Below are 25520 nucleotides of genomic sequence, written 5' to 3'. Positions count from 1 at the left end.
ATGAGGGGAAAAGCAAATGAATAATGGTTTAAGTTGTTGTTCAACCAAAAATATATTTCAAGATAAAGTTTGTACAAGCTGGCAAGTGAATACACCAGGTATTATCACAATCTTTACAAATAATATCGCTCCGATTATTTCTGCAACAGGCTATGTTAAAAATGATACTGGAACTGATAATATCGTAGTTAATTTTTTAAGGGGAGGAAATGTAATTGATACTCTAACTGTCCCACCTCAAAGTAGTGTTGCTTTCTCAGAAAAGTTATTCGATGGAATTCAAATTGATACTACTGGTTTAACTGGGGTAGTTGAAGGTGAGTTTTGTATAACTGTCCGATATTCAATGTAATAGATCATTTTATCTAAATAGTGTAGTTCTTAATCTTTTTTTGAACAACCCTATGTAATGAAATGAGGAAGGATTATGTGTTCCTTTTTGAATAATAAAGATGAGAATGGGAAAACAATTCCTTACGTAAAAGGGATAGATTCCAATCCGAATAAATGTAGTTGTTGTAATAGTTTTTCTTGTAATGGAGTTAAAAAAATTGGACCAACAGGTGTAACTGGGATAACTGGAGCAACAGGTCCTACTGGAGCGACGGGAATTACGGGAACGACCGGTGTAACTGGCCAAACGGGATTAACAGGAGTAACTGGCCAAACCGGAATAACAGGAACGACCGGAGCAACGGGATCAACAGGTCCAACGGGAACGACCGGAGTAACCGGAATAACAGGAATAACGGGATCAACAGGTCCAACTGGAACGACCGGAGTAACCGGAGCAACGGGATCAACAGGTCCAACGGGAACGACCGGAGTAACCGGAGTAACCGGAGTAACCGGAATAACGGGAGCAATCGGAATAACAGGGTCAACCGGAATAACGGGAACGACTGGAGTAACAGGGTCAACCGGAATAACGGGAACGACCGGAGTAACAGGGTCAATCGGATCAACAGGTCTAACTGGAACAACTGGAACAACTGGAACAACAGGGTCAACAGGTCCAACAGGAACAACGGGAACGACAGGAATAACCGGCCCAACCGGAATAACAGGAGCTACCGGAGCAACAGGAATAACGGGAACGACTGGAGTAACAGGGTCAACAGGAATAACGGGATCAACCGGATCAACAGGTCCAACTGGAACAACCGGAATAACGGGATCAACAGGTCCAACTGGAACGACTGGAGTAACCGGAGCAACCGGAGCAACCGGAGTAACCGGAGCAACGGGTAGAACAGGTGATAGGGGTTCAACTGGCACGACGGGAGTAACAGGAGTAACGGGAACAGCTGGCTCAACGGGAGCAACAGGAGCAACAGGACCGACAGGAACAACAGGAGTAACCGGTATCGGGGATAGAGGCCCAACTGGAGCGACCGGTCCGACAGGCGCTACTGGGGCAACTGGCTCAACCGGCGCAAGTTTTAATACTTCAGGCTCGGCAGCAAATACTTCTGGCGCAACAATTGCGATTACACTTTTAGGTCCTTCACCAATACCGTTTCCGAACGCACAAAATTTATCAGCAGATATAACAGTGAACAACCCAACAGCCACCATTTTTACAATTAATACAAGTGGTAGATATTTAATAACTTATCAAGTGTATCCTACACTATCTTTATTAACGACTTTTCAGTTATTTCGTACTGGGGCTGGAGTTGCAGGCACAAATATTACTGCTGCAATAGGATTAAGTTTAGTCAGCAATCAAGTGATTATTAATATAAATGCAGGTGACACGATTCAAGTGATGGTGTCTGCTACATTAGCGGCTACAGTATCGTTAGCAGCAGGTACGACCGCTGCGACAATTTCGATTGTTAGAGTAGGTTAATTAATATTATTTTAATTCAACAAGTGACTACAAGTTATATGAGTAAGATTAATAGTGGTCACTTTTCTTTTTAAGATTTATATAATACTAAAAATAATAGCTTTTCAGTATTTTTAATACATAGGAAATTAATTATTATAAGTGAGGGATAAAAATTGAAACAAAAAAGACCGGATATACCAAACTTACCAAGTATTAAATTACCAGTTTCTTCTCCAACTCTTTTACCACCAGTACCTCCGCCAACACCACCTACCCCACCAACGCCAATACAAACTACAACAAAATGTAATCCTTGTATTCCCATTGATCTATGTGGAAATATTTTGATTCAAGATAATCTTGAAAAACCAGTTGAAATATGGAGTTTAGGTGAAAATGTAACTGCTTATGCAACGATTTCAGTCTACAATAGCGAGAGTAGTACTGGACCGATATCAATCGAAGTAAATAGCAATAATTGTCATATAATTACCGTGTTGCCAGGCAATACGAGTAGTTATACTAGTCAAAATATAAAATCTGTGACCATACTACAATCAGGTCAAACTCCAATCTATTTAGAAGGTAAATATTGTATTGCTGGTAAAATTATTGATAAATAATAAACACATACTATAAAAACAGGAGCTTATTGCATAATCGCATTAAGCTTTTTTTTATTTCCTTAAAAATAGGCGTACTTAAATAAAACACTTTACATATGATTTAAAGAGTAGTATGGTTAGTTACATGAGTAACTAACTAAATAACTAACTAAGAGAGGAAGGTGCTAATGAAACCGACATTAGATGAATCACAGCCAATTTTTCAACAAATTGCGGTTATGATTATGGACGAAATTATAGATGGAAGAATTAAAGAGGGGGAACAAGTGCCTTCGACAAATGAATTATCTCGCTTTTTTAATATTAATCCAGCAACTGCAAGGAAAGGTCTTCAAGCTTTAGTTGATAAGGAAATAATTTTTAAACAAAGAGGTGTAGGTATGTTTGTTTCAACGGGTGCGAAAGATAAGTTGCTTTTAGAGCGAAAACAGCAGTTTTATGTGGATTATGTTGCACCATTACTTAAAGAAGCAAAGAGAATTCATTTAGATGAAGAAATGGTAATTGAATTAATAAAGAGAAAAAACGACTTTAATTAGGAGGGGTATAAATTGATCGAAATTAAAAATTTGACATATGGCTATAAGCATACACCAGTTTTAACTGATTTCAATTTAATTGAAACAGAACCGAGTATTATTGCATTATGGGGAAGAAATGGTACAGGTAAAACAACTTTGATGAGTTTAGTTGCTGGCCATTATAAACCAAACGAAGGTTCAATAAAAGTCTTAGGAGAAGAACCTTATAATAATTTAAATGTACTAGAGAATATTTGTTATATCCAAGAAAACCATCCTTTTGGTCATAATTGGAGAATAAATGACTTGTTAAAATACGGAAGGTACTTTCATCCTAACTGGGATCAACAATTTGCAGAACATTTAGTTCAAGTTTTTGAATTGCCAAAGAATAAAAAAATCACTAAGTTTTCAAAAGGTATGAAAACGGCAGTGCAAATCATATTAGGATTAGCTAGCAACGCAAAAATAACAGTTCTCGATGAGCCTACTAATGGGTTAGATGCAGTTAAAAGAAAACAGTTTTACGATGCCTTAATGGAAAGTTACGAAGAAAATCCAAGACTCATTTTACTTTCAACACATCATATCGAAGAAATTCAACCATTATGTGAAACGATTGTTGTAGTAAATGATGGAAAAGTACTATTTCATGAACAAATGGAAGTAATGCGAGAGAAAGGAGTTATTCTTTCTGGAAATATAGATTCAATCGAAGAAGTAACTAAAAATATTTCTATACTTGAATCCTCCAAAATCAGTTCGACACAAAAAGTAATGCTCGATGAATTATATTCAAATGATTGGAAAAAAATCGCAGAAGAACATCATCTTACAATTGAAAAAGCAACTCTACAAGACTATTTAATAAATAAAACAAAAAATAAAGAGGTGAAAAGATGAACTCTATAAGAGGCACTTATCAACTAGTTTTTGATGAATTAAAATGGTATTTCAAAATATTTTCTTTAATTACTTTGTTATTATCTGTTGTGTATGTACTGGTTAGTATAATATTTAAAATTCCTTTACAAAGTGGTGCAGCTCTGTTTGGGCCGACTTATGGTGGGATTAGTACATTTGCGGTTGCAGGATTGGTGATTCCTTTTCAAGTTGCAATTGGATTAGGTAGTACAAGAAGACAGTTTTTAAAATCGTATATTGTGATGTCATTATTAATGGTAATTACAAGTATAACTTACTTAAATATTCTTTATTACATTATGAATATATTATTAGACAAAGGAATAAATAGTTTTCACTTTTACCACCCTGCTCAATTAGTCTCATCAGAATATCATTTCTTTACGTATTATTGGGTCGACCTAATGGTTGGATTTATGATCCTAGGACTTTCTTCTTTTATTGCTATATTAGTTAGAAGATTGGGGATACTTTATTTTCTAATGACACTAGTTTTAGTTAGTATTTTAATGACTTTTTTATCTATAAATGGTATAAGTTCAGACTTATTTTCTTTTATTTTAAATAGTAAACCGCTCAATTTGTTTACTTTAATTGGATTGATCGGAATCGTACTTCAAATATTAACATTTCCGATGATGCTAAATGCACCTTTAAAAATGAAAGGTAGAAATTAAAAACGATTCGAGAAAAAGTATGTGGATATATTGCATACTTTTTCTTTTATTTTAAAATAAAAAATTCTGTATAATATAGATAAAATACAAAGTTAGGAGATTAAATGATGCCATTTACAATTAATCCGATTGCTTTTGTTAAAAATTCAAGAAAAGAAATGAAAGACGATCACTGGGGTTCAATTATCTCTGAAATCGAGTTAGTAGAGGAGTTCAATGAAGAAGCATTAAGTGGCATAAGTGATTTTTCACATCTAGAGATTATTTTTTATTTTGATAAAGTGACTGATGATATGATCCAATATAGTGCTAGACATCCTAGAAATAATATTGATTATCCAAAGGTTGGAATTTTTGCTCAAAGAGGTAAAAACCGGCCAAATAAATTAGGGTTAACAACTGTAGAACTTGTAAATCACAGTGGCCGTAGTCTTACAGTTAAAGGGTTAGATGCGATCGATGGTACACCAGTCATCGATATTAAACCAATTATGAAAGAATTTCTTCCCAAAGGGGAGATCAAACAAGCAGAATGGTCAAAGGCTTTGATGGAAAAATATTGGTGATAAAGGTTTAAAAATAAAAAAAGAGTTGTCTCAAATGTTTTATTTGGGAAACTCTTTTTTTCTTTTATATTATTAACAGCTGAATTGAATTTTGGTTATTTCATTATTAAAGCAATTGTTGAGATGCCACTCAATTCGCCCATGCCATGATCCAGCTTAAATTCTACAAATAATTAAAAATTTTTAATTTTAAACTTAGTTAGAACAATTATAAAAGGTAAATAAAGTGAAATTCCCCCAAATTATTTTATAAAATTTTACATCAAATTACAAAAATCTACATTCAAGTAAATAAAATACCTTATCTTTTTACTCACTTTTACTTAAACCGACATTTAATTTGATTTATAAAGTTCTCGTTTAATGAAAATTCCCCCAATACTTTTAAAGAAAAACTCTAGCTATAATTTAAGTTAAGTGATTTTTCTGAAAAATCAAATGTTATTGCTTGTTGTACAATCTTTATTTTTAGAAAAAGTTGGAGGTAATTAGAATGAAGGGGTTAAGTAGTAAATTTTTTCAAACCACATCTGTACTTGTTTTAGCTAGCAGTACAATTTTGGGATCGACTATGATGATTAAAAAGCCGGCTTATGCGAACTCAAATAACGTAGAAAGCATTCTTCAATCACTTACACCGGAACAAAGGGAGGCTTTGAGTCAATTAGAAGTTGCAGGTTCAAAAACTGGTTTGCAATTATCTGATGATATCGACTTATCGAGTGATAAAGAAGTATCGGTAATTGTTGAGTTTAAAGAAGTTCCAGCTAAAGTAGCACAGTTAGAGAAAGCTGCAGAAGGTGAGTCTATTTCATTAGAAAAGGCGAAAGAAAATGTAACAAAGTCTCATGCACACTTTAAACAAGAATTACAAGAAAAAATAGCTAAGAAAGAGAAATCTAGTAATGAAGAAGTTCAAATTAAATATACATATCAGAATGCGTTTAACGGGGTTTCATTGTCACTTCCAGCAAATCAAATTAAAGATTTATTAGATTTGGATACAGTTAAAGCAGTGTATAGTGATTCAACAATTCAAATTAAGCCACCTGTTGAACCAGTCCAAGAGAAGGATCAAACTAAGGTTGATAGTTTACCATTTTTAAAGATTGATAAATTACATGAGGAAGGTTTTACAGGTAAAAATATTAAAATAGGTGTAATTGATACTGGAATTGACTATAACCATCCTGATTTGAAAGATGCATATAAAGGTGGTTATGATTTCGTAGATAATGATAATGACCCGATGGAAACTACATATGATCAATGGAAAGCTTCTAAAAAAACAGAATTTCTAAATGGGAGCTCATATTATACTGATCACGGTACGCATGTTTCTGGTACGATTGCTGGTCGAGGGAAAAATAACTCTGATTATAAAGTAACTGGAGTAGCGCCTGATTCAGATTTATATGTATACCGCGTATTGGGGCCTTATGGTTCGGGTTCGAATTCTGCAGTAATTGCAGGTATTGACCGTTCGGTTGCCGATGGAATGAATGTAATTAATCTATCGCTAGGATCCTCGATAAACGATCCACTAGAAGCAACTAGCTTAGCAATTGATAATGCTGTTTTAAATGGAGTTACCGCTGTCGTTGCAGCAGGAAATTCTGGAGATAGTATGTACACATTAGGCTCTCCAGGTGCAGCGGCACTTGCATTAACAGTTGGTGCGAGTTCTGTTCCTACTAAAGTTACTACTTTCGGAAGTAAATTTTTAGTAAACGGTCAAGGTACGGATAGTACTTTACAATTGATGACTAAAAAGTGGACAGATGATTTTACTAATTTGTCAGGAAAAACTTTTGAGATTGTAAATGTTGGAGAAGGTGGAGCAGCAGATTATTCAGGAAAAAATGTTCAAGGTAAAATTGCATTTGTTGCACGTGGTACATTTGCACTTGTTGATAAAATGAACTATGCAAAACAAAATGGAGCTATTGGAGTAATTATTTATAACAATAATGCAACGGAAGGACAAATTCCGTATTATTTGGGAGAAAGCAATAATAATATACCGGTATTTTCAATGACGAATAAAGATGGTTTAGCGGTAAATGATCTATTTAGCAAGGGAATTCCTTCAGTAACACTAGGGAAAACTGGTGTGTCTGACATTCCTGGTGATGATCTAGCTAGCTTTAGTTCTAGAGGTCCATCAGGAACGCTATATGATATTAAACCTGAGGTTACAGCTCCGGGTGTAGATGTTTTATCAACTGTTCCTGCATATATCAATAATAAAAATGACGCAACAGATTATTCATCTGCATATATGCGAATGTCTGGAACTTCAATGGCGACACCACATGTCACTGGGATTACTGCTTTACTTTTACAAGCGCATCCTAATTATACTCCTGCGGATATAAAAACTGTATTAATGAATACAGCTGATCCTTTAAGAAGCAAATACAGTGTGTTTGAAGTTGGAGCAGGAAGAGTAGATCCTTATGAAGCGATTTATTCACGCATCGAACTAGGAGTTCAGGATACTACGCCGTTTATTAAAAATAATGAAAAAGTAAATATTGATGAGCAAACTGGTGGACTAAGCTATGGTTTTATTTCAGTAGACAAAAATGCTATTTCGAAAAATACAAATATATTAATCACTAATCATACTGATAAAATGCAAAAATATAATATTTCTGTTGAGTATAATATCGGCACTCGTGGATCTTTAGATGCAAAAGCAAACGGTGTTAAAATAACAGTACCTAATGACTTGAAAATGAAAAAGAATAGCCAGGAGATGATTCCTGCAACACTTACAATACCAACAACTGCTAGTAAAGGAACATATGAAGGTTATATTCATGTTGTGAATGATAAAGATCCAGATGATCATTATCAAATTCCATTTGGCTTCCGTTTAGTAGAAGAAGGCTTTGAATATTTCAAGGTTCATTCTCCAAGTATCTCTACAACTCGTGAAACTGCACCATATAGTGTTAAGGCGTCTGATTTAGATTTTAAATTAAATTCGCCAATGAGAACATTAGATTTTATTTTAGTAGATTCAAAAACAAATAAAGATTTAGGATTAATCGGTACGATTGATGTTTCAAGTGCAGGAGTTGATAAGGATCTCTACATTCAAAAAGCATTTACAGGTAGATATTTTCCATTTACGGGTAATGCGAAGAAACCGGTTGGCTACACATCGATCCTAGCAACACCAGGATTATACAAAATGAAAGTTATTGGTACAAATTTAGGCGGCAAACAGTATACAAAGACAGACCAAGTATATATTGATAATAACCGTCCAACATTCATACTAGATGACACAAACGCAATACCTAAAGGTGATCTGCCATTTGTTGAATTAGCACCTGGGCAAAAAACAGTTACTTTATCTGGTAGCATTATAGATGATGAAGCAAAGGTAATGGAAAATAGCGGGATGAATGTAACACAAGCAAATAATAATGCCTGGTATGGTCCTAACTCTCCAGCCATTGGTATTGCTGCTGATGCGAATGGCAAGTTTACGAAAGAAATATCTGTTGATTCTTCAAATCCAGTGAATATGCTCCAATTTGTAGCGTCGGACAGAGCTGGTAATTCAACAATGGCAAAAGTCGTGTACTATATGAAACCAGGGGCGCAATATATTTATGCCAAACCAAATAAAGAATCATTTACAATGGGTGATCAATTAACTTATACGTTCTATGCTCATGGTTTGCAAAATGCAAAAGATCTAACACTTAAATTTGATTACACATCAAGATTTTTTAATTCAGTAGAATTTAATAAAAATAAGGCTTTATCTGATGATACTCAATTTACAGTTACTTCAACGGGAACTTCTAGCAAATCAAATACAATTAATATAAAAGTACCAGGAGATGGTTTAACAGGGGATCTACCTTTATTTGATATACAAGTAGAAACGAACGCAAATGAATTTGTTAATCCTAATACTACATTTTTCTATATCAATTCATCCAGTTATAAAGATCTTAATGGTAAAACTGTAAACCCATATACTCAGGTCGGTTATTTACCTAGCTATCCAGCCTACTCAACTGCAACAGCAAAAATCAACGCTGCTGGATTGTTAAATGCAAATGGCAGTTTTAATTTTGGAATCGACTACACAACAATAGGTGCACAAGCAAAAGCGAAAGACTCCAAAGGTCAAATTTATAATGGTGAAATTCAAAAAAATGGAAATATCGTATTCAATAAACTTCCTATTACAGAACAATTATATACAGTCATCATAGATATTCCAGGTCATTTTACCACATACACACCAATGGAAATTGGCCGAAATAATCGGGATGTTTTTATAGGTGAAAATATTACTTATCCTACTGTAAGAGAAAATGCTGGAGATCTGAATAAAGATAATGTAATTGATATTTATGATGTCATACTTCTCGAACAAAATTGGGGAACGAATAACCGTAATGCTGATATTAATTTTGATGGTAAAGTAGACTCATTGGATTTCAAGTTACTAGAAGCTAATTATTTAAAAGAGAATGATTATTTATTAGATACTCCTACTGCTGTTAAAGAGTATAATGGAAAAACAATTGATTCCATTAAGAAGTCTTTAGGCATCAATTAAATTTTTGAACCTATCCAATTGGATAGGTTTTTTGTGTTGATATTCTTATGGCCTATTCTTAAATAGGAGTTATGTATATTTTGTCGAATTTATTAGAGAGTATAAACTTTTTTACAGTAAAACTGGAAAAAGGAGAATGTGATATGATTAAAGCTGTCATTTTTGATTTAGATGGAACTTTATTAGATCGGGATAGATCCTTGAAGCTATTTATTAAAACTCAGTATAAAAAGTATTTTCGCGAATTAAAACATATACCTGAGAAGCATTATATCGAACGTTTCATTGAATTAGATAATAAGGGATATGTTTGGAAAGATAAGGTATATCAACAATTACTTCAAGAATTCTCTATTTCTAGTTTAACTTGGGAACAGCTACTAGAAGATTACATAAATTCATTCCAGTATAGCTGTATCCCTTTTCAAAATATGGAGTATGTACTAAAAGAACTTAAAAACAGAGGAATACGATTAGGTATGATTACCAACGGATTTACTAAATTACAATCTCTAAATCTAAAAGCATTAGGAATTCATAACTACATAGATACCATATTAATATCAGAGCAAGAAGGGATTAAAAAGCCTCATGCCGAAATATTTTTAAGGGCATTAGAGAAATTAGGCGTTAATCCAGAAGAAAGTTTATATGTAGGAGATCATCCAGAAAATGATGTAATTGGTGCTCAAAATGTTGGAATGAATGCTGTATGGAAAAAAGATCCATTTTGGAGTGAGCCATATACAATTGAACAGTCAATTGATGATTTGGGAGAATTGCTAAACCTAGTTTTGCAGGAGAAATAATTAGTAAAATAGTACTTATATTCTACGGTGTATAAGGGAGAAGGATAAAGTGAGATATCTACTGTTGTTTATAAGTATAGTTATACTACTTACAGGTTGTTCGTATAATACTTTGACTGAGGCGGTCCACTCAAAACATAAAAATAACGACACAGTTAAAATCGGATATGTAGAAAACAAGAAACAAACTTTGATTTTTACAGAAGGTAAAAAGGATAAACAGTATGTATTTAGTACTTTTTTAGAAAAAGAATGGTAAGTTCAACTATTCAACAAAATACGAAGATGGAGTTACTTTTGATTCGGAGGCAGGAATTCCATTCTTAATTCGGACAATTAATGTTGAAAATGTAGGAAATGTAATCTGGGGAGCATTAAAAACAGATAAAAAAATAACGAAAGTAACTGTTATATACAAAAATATTAAATCCCCAAATGAACAGATTAAAGTGGATATACCAGTAAAAAATAATATGTTTATTGGATATTCGGATAAGTCATTCTTTGAGAAGGAAACGACAGTATATCAAGATTGGGATATGTCTGGAACAGCGTATGATGAAAATGGAAATGTAATTGCTAAATATTAGACGTTAAAAGGGTAGAATTATAATTTTTACTTAAAAAAGTAAAGAGTAGGTAAATTTGTATCATTCTACTCTTTTTTATAGTTGGTAATTAATAGTATGATTATTCAATCAACACATTCCTAGTAAATGAAGTACAAGTAACAATTTGTAAATACAAGTTTAAATGTGAGGTGTAGGATGGATATTAGATACAGAATTGCCTCAACAACTGATAGTTCAGAAATTGCTAGATTATCGGGTCAATTGGGTTACAATGTCGAAAAAAATCAAGTTATTGAACGATTAAATAAAATAGTAGATCAGAAAGATCATGTTGTATTTGTAGCAGAAATTGAAGGTAAACTTATTGGTTGGATTCATGCTCACGGACGATATTTGATTGAGTCTCCGCCATATGTTGAAATTGGTGGTTTGATTGTTGACAGTACATATAGGGGGCAAAAAATTGGTAAGTTTCTAGTGGAAAGATGCGAAGAATGGTCACAATTATTGGGATTTAAAGAAATAAGGGTACGGACAAATGAAACTAGAGTAGAAACACTTATTTTTTATAAAAAGATTGGTTTCGAAAACACAAAAGCACAAAAAGTATTTAAGAAAGAATTAATTGTAAACTAAAAGATAATATTTAATGCTTATGCCACTTATGCGGTAAGTTCACTTTCCATTTAGCTTGTAGACAATTGGAGTTTCCTCCATGTTTACAAGCTTTTTTTGTATAATAAAAAAATTTAAAAGGCAAATATAAAGTAGGGTGTAAGTCAAGATTAGAATCATCTGACGCCTTTAATTCGTAAAAGGTTTATGGGAATATAATAAAAAAATATTTAAACATTATAACGTTATATTGACTAATGAGAAATTAGATGTTATTCTACATTGGAATAATAAACAAGAAGATGTAAACGAATACATTAATCAATTTAGATGATTACTGAAAAGGATGAGGGGAAATGAAGGATCATTTCGTACTACAGAATGTAAAAATGATAGACGGAAGTTCTGTTGATATCATAGTAGAAAATAAAAAGATTAAAGACATTGTAGCTGCTGGAACCGGTAATGGTGAGCAAAAGGTAGATTACAAGCACAATGTATTTGTTTCTAGTGGCTGGATTGATCTGCATGTCCATGCATATGCAGAATTTGAGCCATATGGTGATGATGTCGACGAGATTGGTTATAAAACAGGTGTTACTACAATTGTTGATGCGGGTAGCACTGGCGCCGATAACATGTCCAAATTGGTAAGTAGCTGTAAAAAATCAAAAACAAATGTTTTCGCATTTTTAAATATTTCGCGAATTGGTTTAAAACGAATTGACGAGTTATCTGATTTGTCTTGGTTAGACGAGGAGCAACTCAAAAATACAATTGCAGAACATAAAGATTTTATTATCGGACTGAAGGCAAGGATTAGCAAAAGTGTAGTAGGTGAAAATGGGGTAGAACCTTTAAAAATAGCTCGTAAGTTCTCAAACGAAACCGACTTACCACTTATGGTTCATATTGGTTCAGGACCGCCAGATATTAATGACGTTCTAGACTTACTTGAAAATAAAGATATAATTACGCACTACTTAAATGGTAAAGCAAATAATTTATTTGATGAGATGGGAAGACCTCTTCCAAAATTTCTAGAGGCAATTAATCGAGGTGTTCATTTAGATGTTGGGCACGGAAATGCAAGTTTTTCGTTCAAAACAGCTTTGCAAGCTAAAGAACATGGAATTAAATTCGATACGATTAGCACTGATATTTATCGGAAAAATCGATTGAATGGCCCAGTATATAGTATGTCTCATGTTTTATCAAAATTTTTATACTTAGGTTATTCACTAGAAGTAATTATTGATGCTGTTACAGTTAATGCGGCTAAGTGGCTTAATAAACCAGAACTTGGAAGAATTCAGGTAGGAGATTTTGCAAACCTCACTTTATTTACTGTTGAAGATGAAGCGACAACCTTACTAGACTCTGAAGGGGACGAGCGTAAAGCTGAACAAAAAATCGTAGTAAAAGGAGTGGTTATTAATGGAGAACACATTGAATGCTAAATATGGTTTGAAAAGAGTAATTAACGCAAGCGGTAGAATGAGTATATTAGGTGTTTCCGCTCCAACGGACACTGTCATGGAAGCAATGAAAATTGGTGGTCAAAATTATGTTGAAATTTCGGACTTAGTTGATAAGGCTGGAAATCATATTGCGGGTCTTCTTCAATCAGAGGCGGCTGTAGTTGTTAACTCAGCTTCAAGTGGAATTGCCCTTTCAGTAGCTGCAATTGTGACTGAAGGAAACAGACGTAAAAGCGAAAGATTACACCAAGAATCAATCCAAAAAAATGAAATCATTATGTTAAAGGGACACAACGTACAGTATGGTGCTCCAGTAGAAACGATGATTTTCCTTGGTGGAGGTAAATTAGTCGAAGTCGGTTATGCAAATGAAGGGAAAGTAGAACATATTGCAGATGCGATTAGTGAAAAAACAGCAGCAATTTTATATGTAAAATCTCATCATGCTGTTCAAAAAAATATGATTTCAGTTGAAGAAGCTTGGGAAGTAGCTCAAGCTAATAATGTACCTTTAATTATCGATGCTGCCGCTGAAGAAGATTTACAAAAATATGTCAAAGTCTCAGATTTAGCAATATATAGTGGTTCGAAAGCGATTGAAGGACCTACTTCAGGTATTGTTGCCGGCAAGCAAAAATATATCGATTGGTTAAAAGTACAATTACATTGTATCGGTAGAAGTATGAAAGTTGGTAAAGAAACCACTTTTGGCCTGTTGCAAGCTTTGGATGAATATTTTGTCAAGAAAGACAATAGTGAAAATGAAAAAGCTAGTTTAGAAGTTTTAAAATCACTAGATTCAATCAATGGTATAAAAGTAACAATCGTACAAGATGAAGCGGGACGAGCTATTTTTAGAGCCCGAATCCAAATTGATCCTGTTGTAACGAAAACGACAGCGAAGGATGTAAATGATCAATTAAAGAATGGTGATATTGCAATTTACACCCGTGATTACGGTGTTCGTCAAGGCTTTTTCGATATTGATCCACGACCACTACAATCAGATGATATTTACGTAATTGAAGCTCAAGTGCGAGCAATATTAGGAGGAACTGAACAATGACAAATATTGAAAAACGTTTTTATAACAACCGAGTAGCATTAAATGTTTTAGCAAATAGTATTGAAAATGCAGTTGAAGTTTTTGAAGCTGCAGAAGGTCATGTATTAGTAGGTGTTCTTTCAAAAGACTACCCAACTGTAGAGGCTGCTGTATCAGCTATGAAAGAATACGGTGCAGCAATTGATGAAGCGGTATCGATTGGTCTTGGTGCTGGTGATAATAGACAAGCAGCAGTTGTAGCAGAAATCGCCAAACATTATCCTGGAAGTCATATCAATCAAGTATTTCCTGCAGTAGGTGCAACACGCGCTAACTTAGGTGAAAAAGATAGCTGGATCAATTCTCTAGTATCTCCAACTGGAAAAGTTGGCTATGTAAATATCTCTACTGGACCTGTAAGTGCAGCTAGTGAAACAGCGATTGTACCAATCAAATCTGCAATTGCGTTAGTTCGTGATATGGGTGGAAATGCATTAAAATACTTCCCAATGAAAGGGCTAAAACACGTTGAAGAGTTTCGTGCTGTAGCAAAAGCATGTGGTGAAGAAGGTTTTGCTTTAGAACCTACTGGTGGTATTGATTTAGAGAATTTTGAAGAGATTTTAGAAATTGCATTGGAAGAAAAAGTACCTAAAATTATCCCACACGTATATTCTTCAATTATTAATGAAGAAACTGGAAAAACTAATCCTGAAGATGTAAGAAAATTATTAGCAATCACAAAAAGTTTGGTTGAAAAATATGCGTAAACAAATTGTTGCTTTCGGAGAAGTAATGATGCGATTGCAAGTGCCAGGGTATGAACTACTGGCACAAGCAAACGCATTACAATATTCTTTCTCAGGAACTGGTGTAAACGTTGCGTCCGCGATGACTAAGCTTGGTCATGATGGCTTTCTAGTATCAAAATTGCCGAACAATCCATTAGGAGATGCTGCGATTGCTTTCTTGCAACGACTAGGAATTAATCGAAATTATATAACTAGAGGCGGAAAATATCTTGGACTGTATTTTTTAGAAAATGGTTTTGGACAGCGCTCTAGTCGTGTGACATATACTAATCGTTTAGAAAGTAGCTTTAATACGGCATCTTATAGCGATTATGATCTTGATCAAATTGCAAAACAAGCAGATGTTATCCATTTTTGCGGTATTACACTAGCGATGACAGATGATGTTAGAGAAACAATGAAAATTCTTGCGAAAAAAGTAAAACAAAATGGTGGATTAGTTTGTTTTGATTGTAATTACCGACCTTCTTTATGGGAGGGAGGATATAGTAAAGCAAAACCTCATTATGAAGATATGCTAGCATTAGCTGATATCGTCATGATGAACGAGAAAGATGCGATGTATGTTTTAGGAATGGAGACAGAAGGGACTTCTAGGGAAGCACAACTGAAAGACTTGATTCCTAAAGTTGCAAAGCAATATAACATACAAACTGTTGCTGGAACGCACCGAGCAATTAATAGTGACAATTCACATTCATTACGTGGATATCTATTCACAAATGGAGAGTTTCACTTTTCGGAAAATACTTCTTTTTCCGTATACGATCGAATTGGCGCTGGAGATGCTTATACTAGCGGTATCCTACATGGGGTGATAACTGATTTTTCACCAGAAAAAACTGTTCTCTTTGCTCAAACAGCGGGAATGTTAGCATGTACGATCGTTGGAGATACTCCGATGTCAACAGAGGCAGAAATTTTATCAGCTATGGCTGGAACAATTGATGATATTAAGCGCTAAAAAAGGAGAGGTAAGGGAATGAGTGTGAATCGTAAAAAAGGACCGTTGTATTTACAAATTAAAGAGATGATAAAGGATCGAATTTTACATGGAGTTTATCCAATTCACACAAATATTCCCTCCGAACCTCAATTAGAAGAAGAGTTTAGTGTGAGTAAAATTACGATTAGAAATGCCATAAAAGAACTTGTTCAAGAAGGATACTTAGAAAAGAAAAGTGGTAAAGGAACAAAGGTTATTGCGAATGTTACGAGCGCAAAACTTTCAAAAGGGAAGCGTTTTACAGAAATATTAGTTGAAGAAGGACGTCATATTACTAAAAAAGTGCTGAGCATAAAAAAGCCAGAAGTAACAGCGGATTCTATCCCTTATTCTGTATTTGGTGATAAATATGTCCAAATTGAGCGAATTTATTTACTGGAAAATGAACCGTATATTCACTTTACACACTATATTTCAATTGAAGTAACAGAAGAAGAGATAGAAGACATACAGATCAGTTCCCTATATCGTTTCTTAGAAGAAAATAATATTCGATTAGAATCTTTCCGAGATGAATTTGCAGTAGCTGTTGCTCCGGATCATGTTTGTGAGATTTTAAATTTAGAAAAAGGCACAACCACATTAAAAAGAATACGTCGTTCTAGTGATGAAGATGGAAATATTCTAGAAATCAGTGAAGGTTACTATAATACGGCCAAACAAAATTACGTTGTAACCTACAATGATTCAACGCAGTAATGTATCTTCATTGTATAAAATGTAAGCGATTACTAAGGGAGAGTGTGCAATAATGGATTTATATTTGATAGGAATTACATTAGTAGCAATCGTTATCGTTATTTTAGGAGTATCGTGGTGGAAATGGCATGCATTTATCAGTTTATCTGTAGCTGGCCTTTTCCTAGCCGTTTTTTCTGGCGTATCAATGGATAAAATTGTAACTGCTTATGAAACAGGAGTCGGCGCCGTTCTCGGTCATCTTGTTGGGATTTTAGCTTTAGGTACGATTTTAGGAAAAATGATGACAGATTCTGGTGCAGGGATGCAAGTAGCCGATTTCTTTATTAAAAAATTCGGCGTAAAAAACCTACCATGGGCAATGTTGCTTTCAGGTTTTATTATTGGAATTCCAGTTTTTTTCGAGGTCGGTCTAGTAATCTTGTTACCTCTTGTTATATCAATTCGTAAATCTACCAATTCAAATATTCTATTAATTGGTATCCCAGTACTTGCCGGTTTATCGATTGTACATGGTTTAGTGCCACCACATCCTGGGGCAATGACAGCGATTGGTATTTATAATGCAAACTTAGGACGAGTCCTACTTTATTCATTAATCATTGCTTTTCCAACTGCAATCATTGCAGGTCCGATCTTTTCAAAATGGATTCACAAACGTGTAACACCAATTGGTGAACCAGAGTTAATTCGAGTTGAAACGAAGTCAAATGCTTTACCAAGTACGGGTGTATCATTTTTCATCATTTTACTTCCAGTTTTACTAATGGTGTTAACGGTAATTACACCATACTTATCTCTACCAAGTGCAATTGCTAAATTCTTAATTTTAATCGGTAGCCCTGTAATTGCTCTATTAATCTCTTGTTTTGCAGCTTATTATTTATTAGGGTATCGCCAAGGAATGGACAAAACTTTAATTAAAAAATTAACTGATGAATGTTTAACACCTTTAGCTTCAATTATATTAATCATTGGTGCAGGTGGAGCATTTAAGCAAATCCTAATTGAAAGCGGTGTAGGTACTGCCATTGCAACAATGGCTGAGCAAATGTCACTATCACCGATTGTGCTTGCATTCTTAGTAGCAGGTTTAATAAGAATAGCTACTGGTTCAGCTACAGTTGCTTTAACAACAGCAGCTGGAATTGTTTCTCCAGTAGTGGCACATATGACAGGTGTAAACCTAGAATTACTTGTTATTGCGACTGGCGCAGGTTCACTAATGTTTTCACATGTAAATGATGCAGGTTTCTGGTTAGTAAAAGAATACCTAGGATTAACAGTTAAGGAAACATTCAAAACATGGACAGTAATGGAAACGCTTCTGTCGTTTGTAGCGTTTGGACTTACATTAGTATTAGATATTTTTATTTAAGAATAAAGGAAGAGGCTGTTTCAAAACTCAGGCAACTGACATGAAAGGCGCCTCTTTTTTTATTTGTTATACGACCGATTAGGGAACATCAAAGATTTATACCTGAGGGGCTATTTTGATCTAAATAGTGGAGGTATCTCAATAGTATCTTCATCTGTAGTTAATATAATTGGTCTTTATTTATGATTATTAGAATATTTTTATACGATTTTGTATGTATATTTTCAATTTCATTTTCTACAATTGTACAATTTTTAGCTTTAAATACCCTTACTGGTATAGGTAATTATCAATTTTATTTACGATACACTTGAATTTAATTGCAGTTTTGGAAGTTTTATTTGCGATTCTCGATATTTAAATGCAGATTTGCTAATTTTATTTGCAGTCCACTCTTCTTTTCCAGTATTTCACCTTCCACTCTTATTTACCGTTATAAAAAGAGGATCACTTATTGTGGAGAAAAGATGGTACACATAGTATTCGAAATCCTAAGAATTTTAAAATCACAGGAATTGGTGAGAGTATTTATAGAGATGTAGAAAATAAAAAAGGTGGTCGAAGAGAAGAATTGGAGTAAGATGTATTAAGTTAAAAATAATAAGCTACTAAACTAGTAGCTTATTATTTATTTACGTACATAGATTCTCTATTTCTTTTACTTATAAAAATATTTTCGTAAATAATATCCGATTAATACTGTAAAGATAAACGATGGATAAAGTTTACCAGGTAAAAATTTTAAAACCCAAATACCAACAATTATTGTCGCTATTGTTAAGTTTTCTACATACTTTTTATGATTTAACTTTTTTTTATTAAGTAGTAAAATTATATAAGCAAGGGGCGGTAATATTATACAAACAGCCCATATAAATTTATCACGAAGATACCAAGGAATTAAAGTACTCATTATACATCCAACCTTAAAATTTATATAAGAACAAATATAACAGCTCTAGCAGCTATTCCACTTAATGCTGCTGATAAACCCATCTTCTTGAACGCAGAAGTTAATCCATCTTCGATTGTACCACTAAAATCTATTACTATATTCAATGTTGACATTACTGCTTGATATTTTAAATATTTCTTAATTAAAGTTTTTGCGTTTGATGTAATAGGTAGTTTGTTGATAGCAGTAGAGATACTCCTATCCCAAGAAACTTGCCCTATTCTTTTTAAAGTCTTTAACATTTGTTGTGCTGCTATTTTTGCAGCTTTTGACTTTGCCCCGTCTGTTGAAGGGGCATTTAAGTAATTTTGAAATTCAGGTAAAGTTAACAATTCTTGATAAATATTATTAAAAATAATATCTTCAGAGATATTGCTTTCTATTAACTCTGATTCAATAAGCTCTATCTCATCTTTTGAAAACTGCGGTAATGACTCTAATGGAATCTGGGTAATAGCTGAATATGAAATCGGACTGGAACCATCATCAAAAACAGCTGTTACACGAACATAATAATCAAGACTCTCAGAATAATTTAGACTACTACTATTAACCTCATTTGCTTTTTTATAAAGTGTTGTTGGATCAATGGAAAAATCAGTTGCTTTCCCATCTCTTCTAAAATTAACTTGACCATTTTCTATTTGTTCAATTGTAGGGAACATACCCTTGTCTTTAGTTGTCCAAGAGGTTTCTTCTGCTGGGAAATCCCAGTAGCTATGGATAGAACCGTTAAATAAAATTACTTGATATTTAATTACATCCTCAACCGGCTCCCAAGAAACGTCTATGTAACCTGTATCAGTGCCATCATCATTAGAAAATGCCTCAACTGTTGGTGCTGGCATTTGGGGATACTTATCATTTACTGCTCTACCTTGAATAATGGGAGGTGCAGGGAAACTAGATTGAGTGTTTACTTTTGCAGTAACAGTAGTTTGTTTAAATAATTTTTCATGTAATACCTCCGCCTTGTAATATTTATTGGATATATAATCCAATGAAATTTTACTATATTAGTAGAGTTAAGTGTTAGTCCTTATTTGAAATACGATATTTCAAATAAGGAAAGTCTTTTTTGTTTAATACATGATAGAATTAAGTGTTGTTGCAGTGCTTTTTGAATATGATTCATGAAAACTCCAAGTAAAAAGGACCTTTCCAGTAATAGACTTATCCTTGTCAAGTAGACACTAAAAAAAAGGTATTTTAAGCAGCCCTAGCCCTGTATTCAATAGGGGTAAGGTTTTTAATTTCTCTTGAAATCTTTTATTTTTGTAATACCATATATATATCGCTTTACCGCATGTTCAACTTGGTTCTGATCATTAAACTGATAGCGGTAAAAACACTCGGTTTAAAAATGACTGAAGAAGCTTACAATGCATGCATTATCCAGATTATCATATGTCTTTCTAATTTTCCCCATAAAAAATTCCCCCTATAGTAGACAGTACAAACACCTTTCTTTTAACTGTCTACTATAAGGGGATAATATCATTGCGGGGAAACCCACCTAATTTAAGTACTTATATAAAATAATTAAGCCAATGTATCAAATTAATTTTCATTAAAGTCTAATGGACGTAAACTTGCTTCGATTTCAGCACGTTTAGGCTCTAAAAATGGAGGTAGTGCTAAACGTTCACCTAGTTTATCAATATTTTCATCAACATCAAATCCAGGGGTATCAGTTGATAATTCGAATAAAATATGATTTGGTTCTCTAAAATAGAGCGCTTTAAAATAGTACCGTTCTACTTTTCCTGAATTCGTAATCCCAAGTGAATTTATTTTGTCGGCCCATTTATTATATTCTTCTTCGTTTGGTACTCTAAAAGCAACATGGTGTACACTTCCTCGTCCAGGTCTAGCTCTCGGTAAGTCTGGTCTTACTTCTAAGTGAACTTCTGCTCCAGCACCACCTAATCCGGTTTCATAAACTTCTATACTTGCAAAATCTCCTGCTGTAGAAGGGTAAGTGCCAACAAGTCTAAAACCTAAAACATCCGTTAAAGTTTTACTAGTAGGAATCGAATCTTTTACAGTTAGAGTCACTGGACCTAAGCCAAGAATTCCATGTTCGGTTGGGATATCTGATTTATTCCAAGGCGTACCCGGTGAAACACCTATTTCTCCATTATCAGCTACTAAAATTAATCTTGTACCTTCATAATCTTGAAAAGCGAGAGTATCTCGATTTGCTCTTTTAAGTATGTCATCATGTGAAATATTAAGTTCTTTAAAGCGATTCTTCCAATAATGTAGTGACTCAGTTGAGGCCACTCTTAAGGAAGTCGAAGATATGATCGAGTGACCCGGGTATGTATTTCCAAGATTAGGGATATCGAAAAATGTAATTTCTGTACCAGGATTTGCTTTTGCATCACCATAAAATAAGTGATAACTGGAAGTGTTATCTTGATTAACAGTTTTCTTAACAAGTCTCATTCCTAAAACCTTCGTGTAAAACTCGTAATTTTTTTCAGCTTTTGTAGTTAGTAGTGAAACATGATGAATTCCCAATAATTCCACTTTCATCACTCCTTTAAAATTATTAATGAAGCAATTAAACTTCATAATTAATATGTACACATTGAAAATGGTTAGAGATTGAGGTAGAGTTTTATGTTAAACTGTTATCTAATAATAAATTATAATATTCTGACAAGTAAAATAGAAAGGGGGAAAATAGTTTGTATTTCGGTTACATATTAATTTTAATATCTGCAATGGCCTTTGGATTAATGCCTATTTTTGCGCTTTATGCTTATGATCAAAATGTAAGTGTTAATACATTATTATTTTTAAGGTTTACATTTGCGACAATTATGTTTTTTAGTTACTTAGTGGTTAGTAAAAAATTAGTTAAAATTACGAAAAAACAATTAGTATTGTTTGTTTTACTAGGTGGAGTATTGTATATGCTTCAATCAAGTTTTTATTTCAGCTCAGTAAAATACATTCCTGCTTCATTAGCAGCATTAATTCTATATTTATATCCCATTTTTGTAGCAATTCTATCATTTTTAGTAAACAAAGAGCAATTAACAAAAAATATAACGATATCAATATTATTATCGTTGATCGGAATAGTACTCGTGTTGGGGGCTCCTGCAGCAAATATAAATCCATTCGGAATCATATTAGCTTTAGCAGCAGCAATCGTTTACTCAATATACATAATTGTTGGTGGGAGAGTTTCGATGCATGTACCTCCATTAGTAACAAGTGCATATATTTCTTTATTTGCAAGCATTTCATTTTTACTAGTTGGCGTATCGACAAGCACGATTCACATTCATTTTAAATTGATTGGTTGGATTTCAATTTTAGGTATTTCAATTATATCAAGTGTTATATCAATGGGTGCATTTTTTGCTGGCGTAAAACGAATAGGACCGACAAAAGGGGCAGTATTAAGTATGGTTGAGCCAGTAGTGACAATCACATTTTCAACCATTCTATTTCATGAAAATATGAGCTTACTTCAAGTGGTAGGTGGGACTATTGTTCTAGGTGGAGCGCTTTTAGTTGTTCTTACTAGTGTGAAAAGAAAGATTGTTGAGAATAAAATGGATTTTTAAATGTTATATGATAAAATGTATCTAGCATATTAGTTTAATAATATTTAAATGTAAAAATAGCTGCTTATGCAGCTATTTCAGTGTGTAGACAAAGTACAAAAAACTTGGGTTTCAGACTGATTGCAAGCGCTTGTCTTTCGAGGCGCGAAGTCTGGTGAGGAGCGGAGTTACCTTAGACGGTAATGAGCACCGCAGACAGGCGAAGCAACGAAGAAAGCGAGCGTTTGGCAACAGTCTGAAATGGCTGCTTATGCAGCTATTTTTAATTTGTAAAGGAGTAATAGAATGTTTGAATTAAAATTAAAAAATGGAGAAATAGTAAAAGTTCGTCAAGCAATAGGAACTGATGCTAAATCAATTATAGATTTTTATAACATCGTAGGTGGAGAAACGAACTTTTTATCATTTGGAGGAAACGAGTTCAAAAGAAATGAAGCAGAATACCAGACTTTTTTAGAAGATACCTTCAATGAAAAAAATTCAGTTATATTATTAGGTATGATTAATGATCAAATAATAAGTATCGGTTCGATCAATTCCAGTCAAAAGGAACGTACAAAGCATGTTGGTACGCTTGGCATTGTAATTAAAAAAGAATATTGGGGATTAAGTTTAGGAAAGTTATTGATGCAATCATTAATTGATTGGGTTAAACAAAATGATCTAACTAGAAAAATTCAATTAGTTACGAATGGAGATAATCTTAAAGCCATTCAATTGTATAAAAATTTAGGATTTGAAATTGAAGGGGTAATGAAAGAAGATACTTATATAGATGGAAAATACTGTAATACTTTAATGATGGGCTTATTTATTAAATAGAACTGAAAATAACAAGTTTAAATTTCGTGCCAATTGAATCATCTAACCTAGTAGATGGCTTAAATTTTGCAGACAAAGCTCTGTACTTGGCTAAAATGAATGGTAGAAATCAAGTAAACGTATATTCTAGTAATTTGGAAATGTCTTACGTTAAAAAAGCCTTGTGATATCTAATCACAAGGCTTTTTTACTATAGTTTTTAGAAGCACGTAAACGATCTAATTCGATGGGTATCGATTCCAAAAAATATCCATCTCCAGCCAATCCATCTCCAACCTGCAACTGAGGTTCTGCCGACGAAGGTAGGAAAGTACCAAAATTGTTCGCCATTATTCAACCATACATAAGTATTTCTAAATCGACAACCAGCGATTGCACCTGGATCTACTGCAAATGCAGTAGCTTGCGACATTTGTGGTGTGAATGAAGGTGGTGGTGCAGTCGGTTGACCTTGAGATTGACCTTGACCTCCGCCACCCGGTTGTCCCGGAAATCCTGGAAATCCACCTGGTTGCCCTGGGAATCCGCCTGGTTGTCCTGGAAATCCTGGAAATGTCCGATATTGAGGGAAAAAGTTCATTTTATCAACTCCTTTTTAGTTTAATCCTTATTAAAGTATGAAAATGTATGTTTTTTGTTTGGGCTGTTAGTTAAATATCCATACAGACTAGGGGTGTTTGCAGTATGGAAATAAGATTATTATTATGTAGGTTTTGAGTATGAACATAAAAAAAAAGAGAAGACTGAGCCACTTCTCTTTTTTTTATGTTTATCGTTAGGGAATTCTACTTATCATAATCGTTAAAAATGTCTGGTGATTTTTCTGGAACGAAAACATTTTTAGTGAAAAATGCCTATTTTTACTTTATAGGGTAAAAAAATTACTTTTAAAAGTAAAAAATACTTGCTTAATTCTGTAAATTCGAATAAATTAAACTTAAAGGAGGAGAAAGATGGAAAATTTACGCTTGAATGTCGCATTATTACGTCGTAGAGTACCGAATTTGACTACTTCTGCGAAAACTGTTGGACTTCGACCAGCAACTGTTTCAAACTTATGTACTGGAAAAATTCCAATTGGTCGCTCAGAAGTAAGAACACTAGTCGCATTAGCTGCATTAGCAGAATGTACATTGGATGAACTGATCATTAGAGGGGAGAAGATTGAGATGATTGAAACAGGAATAAAAACGCTTGATTTATTTGCTCCATTAGTAAAAGGTGGTACAGTTGGCTTGGTTGCAAGACCAGGCATGGGTCAACTAGTAGTATTAGCAGAAATGTTCTATAAATTAAAGAATGATTCATATTTTACGATTTTATTAAAACCAGAAGGTGAGCATCCAGAAATCGATGATATTTTAGCTGATGTAAATTTAGTATGTCATTCGATTGATGAAGTATATGAAGCAATCGCAAAAGCAGGAAAAAACGTAGAGTTTGCTTTTGCAGCGGATCGTTCAAACGTCATTACCGGTGATATTAACCGTCTCCAACAAAAATTAGCAGATATCGGTATTGAAGATGTAACAACTTTTTTAGTTGATTTAAAAGGAGAAGCGGTTGACGAAGATTTCCCTTACGGACCATTAGAAACATTATGGCAATTTGATGCAGACTTAGCTTTCAGACATAAATATCCTGCAATTAATCCTATTCATTCAACATCTACAGTTTTAGAAGATAATCAACCAGACCAAACCCACAACCAAGTACAAAAAGCAGCTCAGAAATTACTACGTAGATATCGAGAGTTAAGGTCACTAGTAGCAGTACATGGTATTGATTCATTACCTGAAACTGAAAAATTGACATATAAACGTGGTGAATTATTAGAAGCATATTTAACTCAACCATTTTTCGTAGCAGAAGAATTCACAGGTCCAGGGGCATCTGTTAAATTACAAAATACCCTACAAGATGTTCGAAAACTAATCGATGGTGCTTTCGATACGATGGAAGTAGATAAAATGAATTTTATTGGTAGCCTGTAG

The 25520-nt window shown here is 33.8% G+C and carries 27 protein-coding genes; 22 read left to right on the top strand and 5 right to left on the bottom strand.

Going from position 1 to position 25520, the window contains the following annotated elements; translation table 11 throughout:
• Positions 1-16: 16 nt before the first annotated feature.
• Complete coding sequence (locus AN960_RS02220; protein WP_056466157.1) at positions 17-352, top strand: DUF3992 domain-containing protein; 336 nt, start codon at positions 17-19, stop codon at positions 350-352.
• A 122-nt stretch (positions 353-474) separates the two neighbouring features.
• Here the strand turns inward: AN960_RS02220 and AN960_RS24980 are convergent, their stop codons facing one another.
• The gene (locus AN960_RS24980) at positions 475-1563 is read right to left on the bottom strand and encodes a hypothetical protein (RefSeq protein WP_286131566.1); all 1089 of its coding nucleotides are present in this window, start codon (positions 1561-1563) and stop codon (positions 475-477) included.
• On the opposite strand from AN960_RS24980, the gene AN960_RS24975 reads away from it, so the two are divergent.
• The 18 genes from AN960_RS24975 (at position 1484) to AN960_RS24970 (ending at position 18742) form a co-directional block, all read left to right on the top strand.
• A complete protein-coding gene (locus tag AN960_RS24975; RefSeq protein WP_286131565.1) occupies positions 1484-1855 on the top strand; it encodes a BclA C-terminal domain-containing protein in 372 nt (123 codons plus the stop codon). The two genes, AN960_RS24980 and AN960_RS24975, sit on opposite strands and share 80 nt — an antisense overlap.
• Positions 1856-2010: 155 nt before the next feature.
• Positions 2011-2460, top strand: coding sequence for an S-Ena type endospore appendage (locus AN960_RS02210; RefSeq protein ID WP_056466152.1), 450 nt, complete (start codon positions 2011-2013; stop codon positions 2458-2460).
• A gap of 170 nt (positions 2461-2630) precedes the next feature.
• Positions 2631-3002 (top strand): GntR family transcriptional regulator, encoded by a 372-nt coding sequence (locus AN960_RS02205; RefSeq protein ID WP_056466149.1) that lies wholly within the window; start codon positions 2631-2633, stop codon positions 3000-3002.
• 12 nt (positions 3003-3014) lie between these two features.
• On the top strand, positions 3015-3887 hold the full coding sequence (locus AN960_RS02200) for an ATP-binding cassette domain-containing protein (RefSeq protein WP_056466147.1): 873 nt from the start codon (positions 3015-3017) through the stop codon (positions 3885-3887).
• Positions 3884-4585, top strand: coding sequence for a hypothetical protein (locus AN960_RS02195; RefSeq protein ID WP_056466145.1), 702 nt, complete (start codon positions 3884-3886; stop codon positions 4583-4585). The genes AN960_RS02200 and AN960_RS02195 overlap by 4 nt, the downstream gene beginning before the upstream one ends.
• A 107-nt stretch (positions 4586-4692) precedes the next feature.
• Positions 4693-5151 carry a tRNA (N6-threonylcarbamoyladenosine(37)-N6)-methyltransferase TrmO gene (tsaA, locus tag AN960_RS02190; protein ID WP_056466141.1) on the top strand — a complete coding sequence of 153 codons (459 nt, stop codon included), beginning with the start codon at positions 4693-4695 and terminating at the stop codon, positions 5149-5151.
• Between the two features lie 493 nt (positions 5152-5644).
• Positions 5645-9745: a S8 family serine peptidase gene (locus tag AN960_RS02185; protein ID WP_056466139.1), complete on the top strand. Its 4101-nt coding sequence runs from the start codon at positions 5645-5647 to the stop codon at positions 9743-9745.
• Positions 9746-9888: 143 nt separating this feature from the next.
• Positions 9889-10554: an HAD family hydrolase gene (locus AN960_RS02180; protein WP_056466136.1), complete on the top strand. Its 666-nt coding sequence runs from the start codon at positions 9889-9891 to the stop codon at positions 10552-10554.
• Positions 10555-10603: 49 nt separating this feature from the next.
• Complete coding sequence (locus tag AN960_RS02175; RefSeq protein ID WP_056466133.1) at positions 10604-10813, top strand: hypothetical protein; 210 nt, start codon at positions 10604-10606, stop codon at positions 10811-10813.
• Between the two features lie 190 nt (positions 10814-11003).
• A complete protein-coding gene (locus AN960_RS24295) occupies positions 11004-11144 on the top strand; it encodes a hypothetical protein (RefSeq protein WP_156339592.1) in 141 nt (46 codons plus the stop codon).
• 177 nt (positions 11145-11321) lie between these two features.
• Positions 11322-11762, top strand: a complete 441-nt coding sequence (locus AN960_RS02170) for a GNAT family N-acetyltransferase (RefSeq protein ID WP_056466131.1) — start codon at positions 11322-11324, stop codon at positions 11760-11762.
• Positions 11763-12097: 335 nt separating this feature from the next.
• On the top strand, positions 12098-13201 hold the full coding sequence (locus AN960_RS02165) for an amidohydrolase/deacetylase family metallohydrolase (RefSeq protein ID WP_056466128.1): 1104 nt from the start codon (positions 12098-12100) through the stop codon (positions 13199-13201).
• Positions 13179-14288: a DgaE family pyridoxal phosphate-dependent ammonia lyase gene (locus AN960_RS02160; protein ID WP_056466125.1), complete on the top strand. Its 1110-nt coding sequence runs from the start codon at positions 13179-13181 to the stop codon at positions 14286-14288. Before AN960_RS02165 ends, AN960_RS02160 begins: the two co-directional genes overlap by 23 nt.
• Positions 14285-15037 (top strand): 2-dehydro-3-deoxy-phosphogluconate aldolase, encoded by a 753-nt coding sequence (gene dagF, locus AN960_RS02155; protein WP_056466122.1) that lies wholly within the window; start codon positions 14285-14287, stop codon positions 15035-15037. The genes AN960_RS02160 and dagF overlap by 4 nt, the downstream gene beginning before the upstream one ends.
• Entirely contained in the window at positions 15030-16043 is a 1014-nt protein-coding gene (locus AN960_RS02150) for a sugar kinase (RefSeq protein ID WP_056466118.1), read from the top strand. Before dagF ends, AN960_RS02150 begins: the two co-directional genes overlap by 8 nt.
• Positions 16044-16061: 18 nt before the next feature.
• A complete protein-coding gene (locus tag AN960_RS02145; protein WP_056466114.1) occupies positions 16062-16784 on the top strand; it encodes a GntR family transcriptional regulator in 723 nt (240 codons plus the stop codon).
• 52 nt (positions 16785-16836) lie between these two features.
• Positions 16837-18162 carry a GntT/GntP/DsdX family permease gene (locus tag AN960_RS02140; RefSeq protein ID WP_056466113.1) on the top strand — a complete coding sequence of 442 codons (1326 nt, stop codon included), beginning with the start codon at positions 16837-16839 and terminating at the stop codon, positions 18160-18162.
• 454 nt (positions 18163-18616) lie between these two features.
• Positions 18617-18742: a hypothetical protein gene (locus tag AN960_RS24970; protein ID WP_286131552.1), complete on the top strand. Its 126-nt coding sequence runs from the start codon at positions 18617-18619 to the stop codon at positions 18740-18742.
• 78 nt (positions 18743-18820) lie between these two features.
• Here the strand turns inward: AN960_RS24970 and AN960_RS02135 are convergent, their stop codons facing one another.
• The 3 genes from AN960_RS02135 to AN960_RS02125 form a co-directional block, all read right to left on the bottom strand.
• The gene (locus AN960_RS02135) at positions 18821-19075 is read right to left on the bottom strand and encodes a hypothetical protein (RefSeq protein ID WP_056466110.1); all 255 of its coding nucleotides are present in this window, start codon (positions 19073-19075) and stop codon (positions 18821-18823) included.
• A gap of 20 nt (positions 19076-19095) precedes the next feature.
• On the bottom strand, positions 19096-20118 hold the full coding sequence (locus tag AN960_RS02130; RefSeq protein ID WP_056466105.1) for a hypothetical protein: 1023 nt from the start codon (positions 20116-20118) through the stop codon (positions 19096-19098).
• 559 nt (positions 20119-20677) lie between these two features.
• Positions 20678-21652 carry a ring-cleaving dioxygenase gene (locus tag AN960_RS02125; RefSeq protein ID WP_056466104.1) on the bottom strand — a complete coding sequence of 325 codons (975 nt, stop codon included), beginning with the start codon at positions 21650-21652 and terminating at the stop codon, positions 20678-20680.
• Between the two features lie 161 nt (positions 21653-21813).
• On the opposite strand from AN960_RS02125, the gene AN960_RS02120 reads away from it, so the two are divergent.
• Positions 21814-22704: a DMT family transporter gene (locus AN960_RS02120; RefSeq protein WP_082459324.1), complete on the top strand. Its 891-nt coding sequence runs from the start codon at positions 21814-21816 to the stop codon at positions 22702-22704.
• A 285-nt stretch (positions 22705-22989) separates the two neighbouring features.
• The gene (locus tag AN960_RS02115) at positions 22990-23526 is read left to right on the top strand and encodes a GNAT family N-acetyltransferase (RefSeq protein ID WP_056466096.1); all 537 of its coding nucleotides are present in this window, start codon (positions 22990-22992) and stop codon (positions 23524-23526) included.
• Positions 23527-23725: 199 nt separating this feature from the next.
• Here AN960_RS02115 and AN960_RS02110 read toward each other — a convergent pair whose 3' ends face one another.
• Entirely contained in the window at positions 23726-24106 is a 381-nt protein-coding gene (locus AN960_RS02110; protein ID WP_056466093.1) for a hypothetical protein, read from the bottom strand.
• A 373-nt stretch (positions 24107-24479) separates the two neighbouring features.
• Between AN960_RS02110 and AN960_RS02105 the strand changes: the two genes are divergently transcribed.
• Complete coding sequence (locus tag AN960_RS02105; protein ID WP_056466092.1) at positions 24480-25520, top strand: ATP synthase beta subunit C-terminal domain-containing protein; 1041 nt, start codon at positions 24480-24482, stop codon at positions 25518-25520.

Origin of the sequence: Bacillus sp. FJAT-25509, from assembly GCF_001420605.1 — a bacterium.
Lineage (GTDB): Bacteria > Bacillota > Bacilli > Bacillales > Bacillaceae_G > Gottfriedia.
The sequence above is the reverse complement of the archived record's forward strand: the minus strand, read 5'-3'. Positions and strand labels throughout refer to the sequence as shown.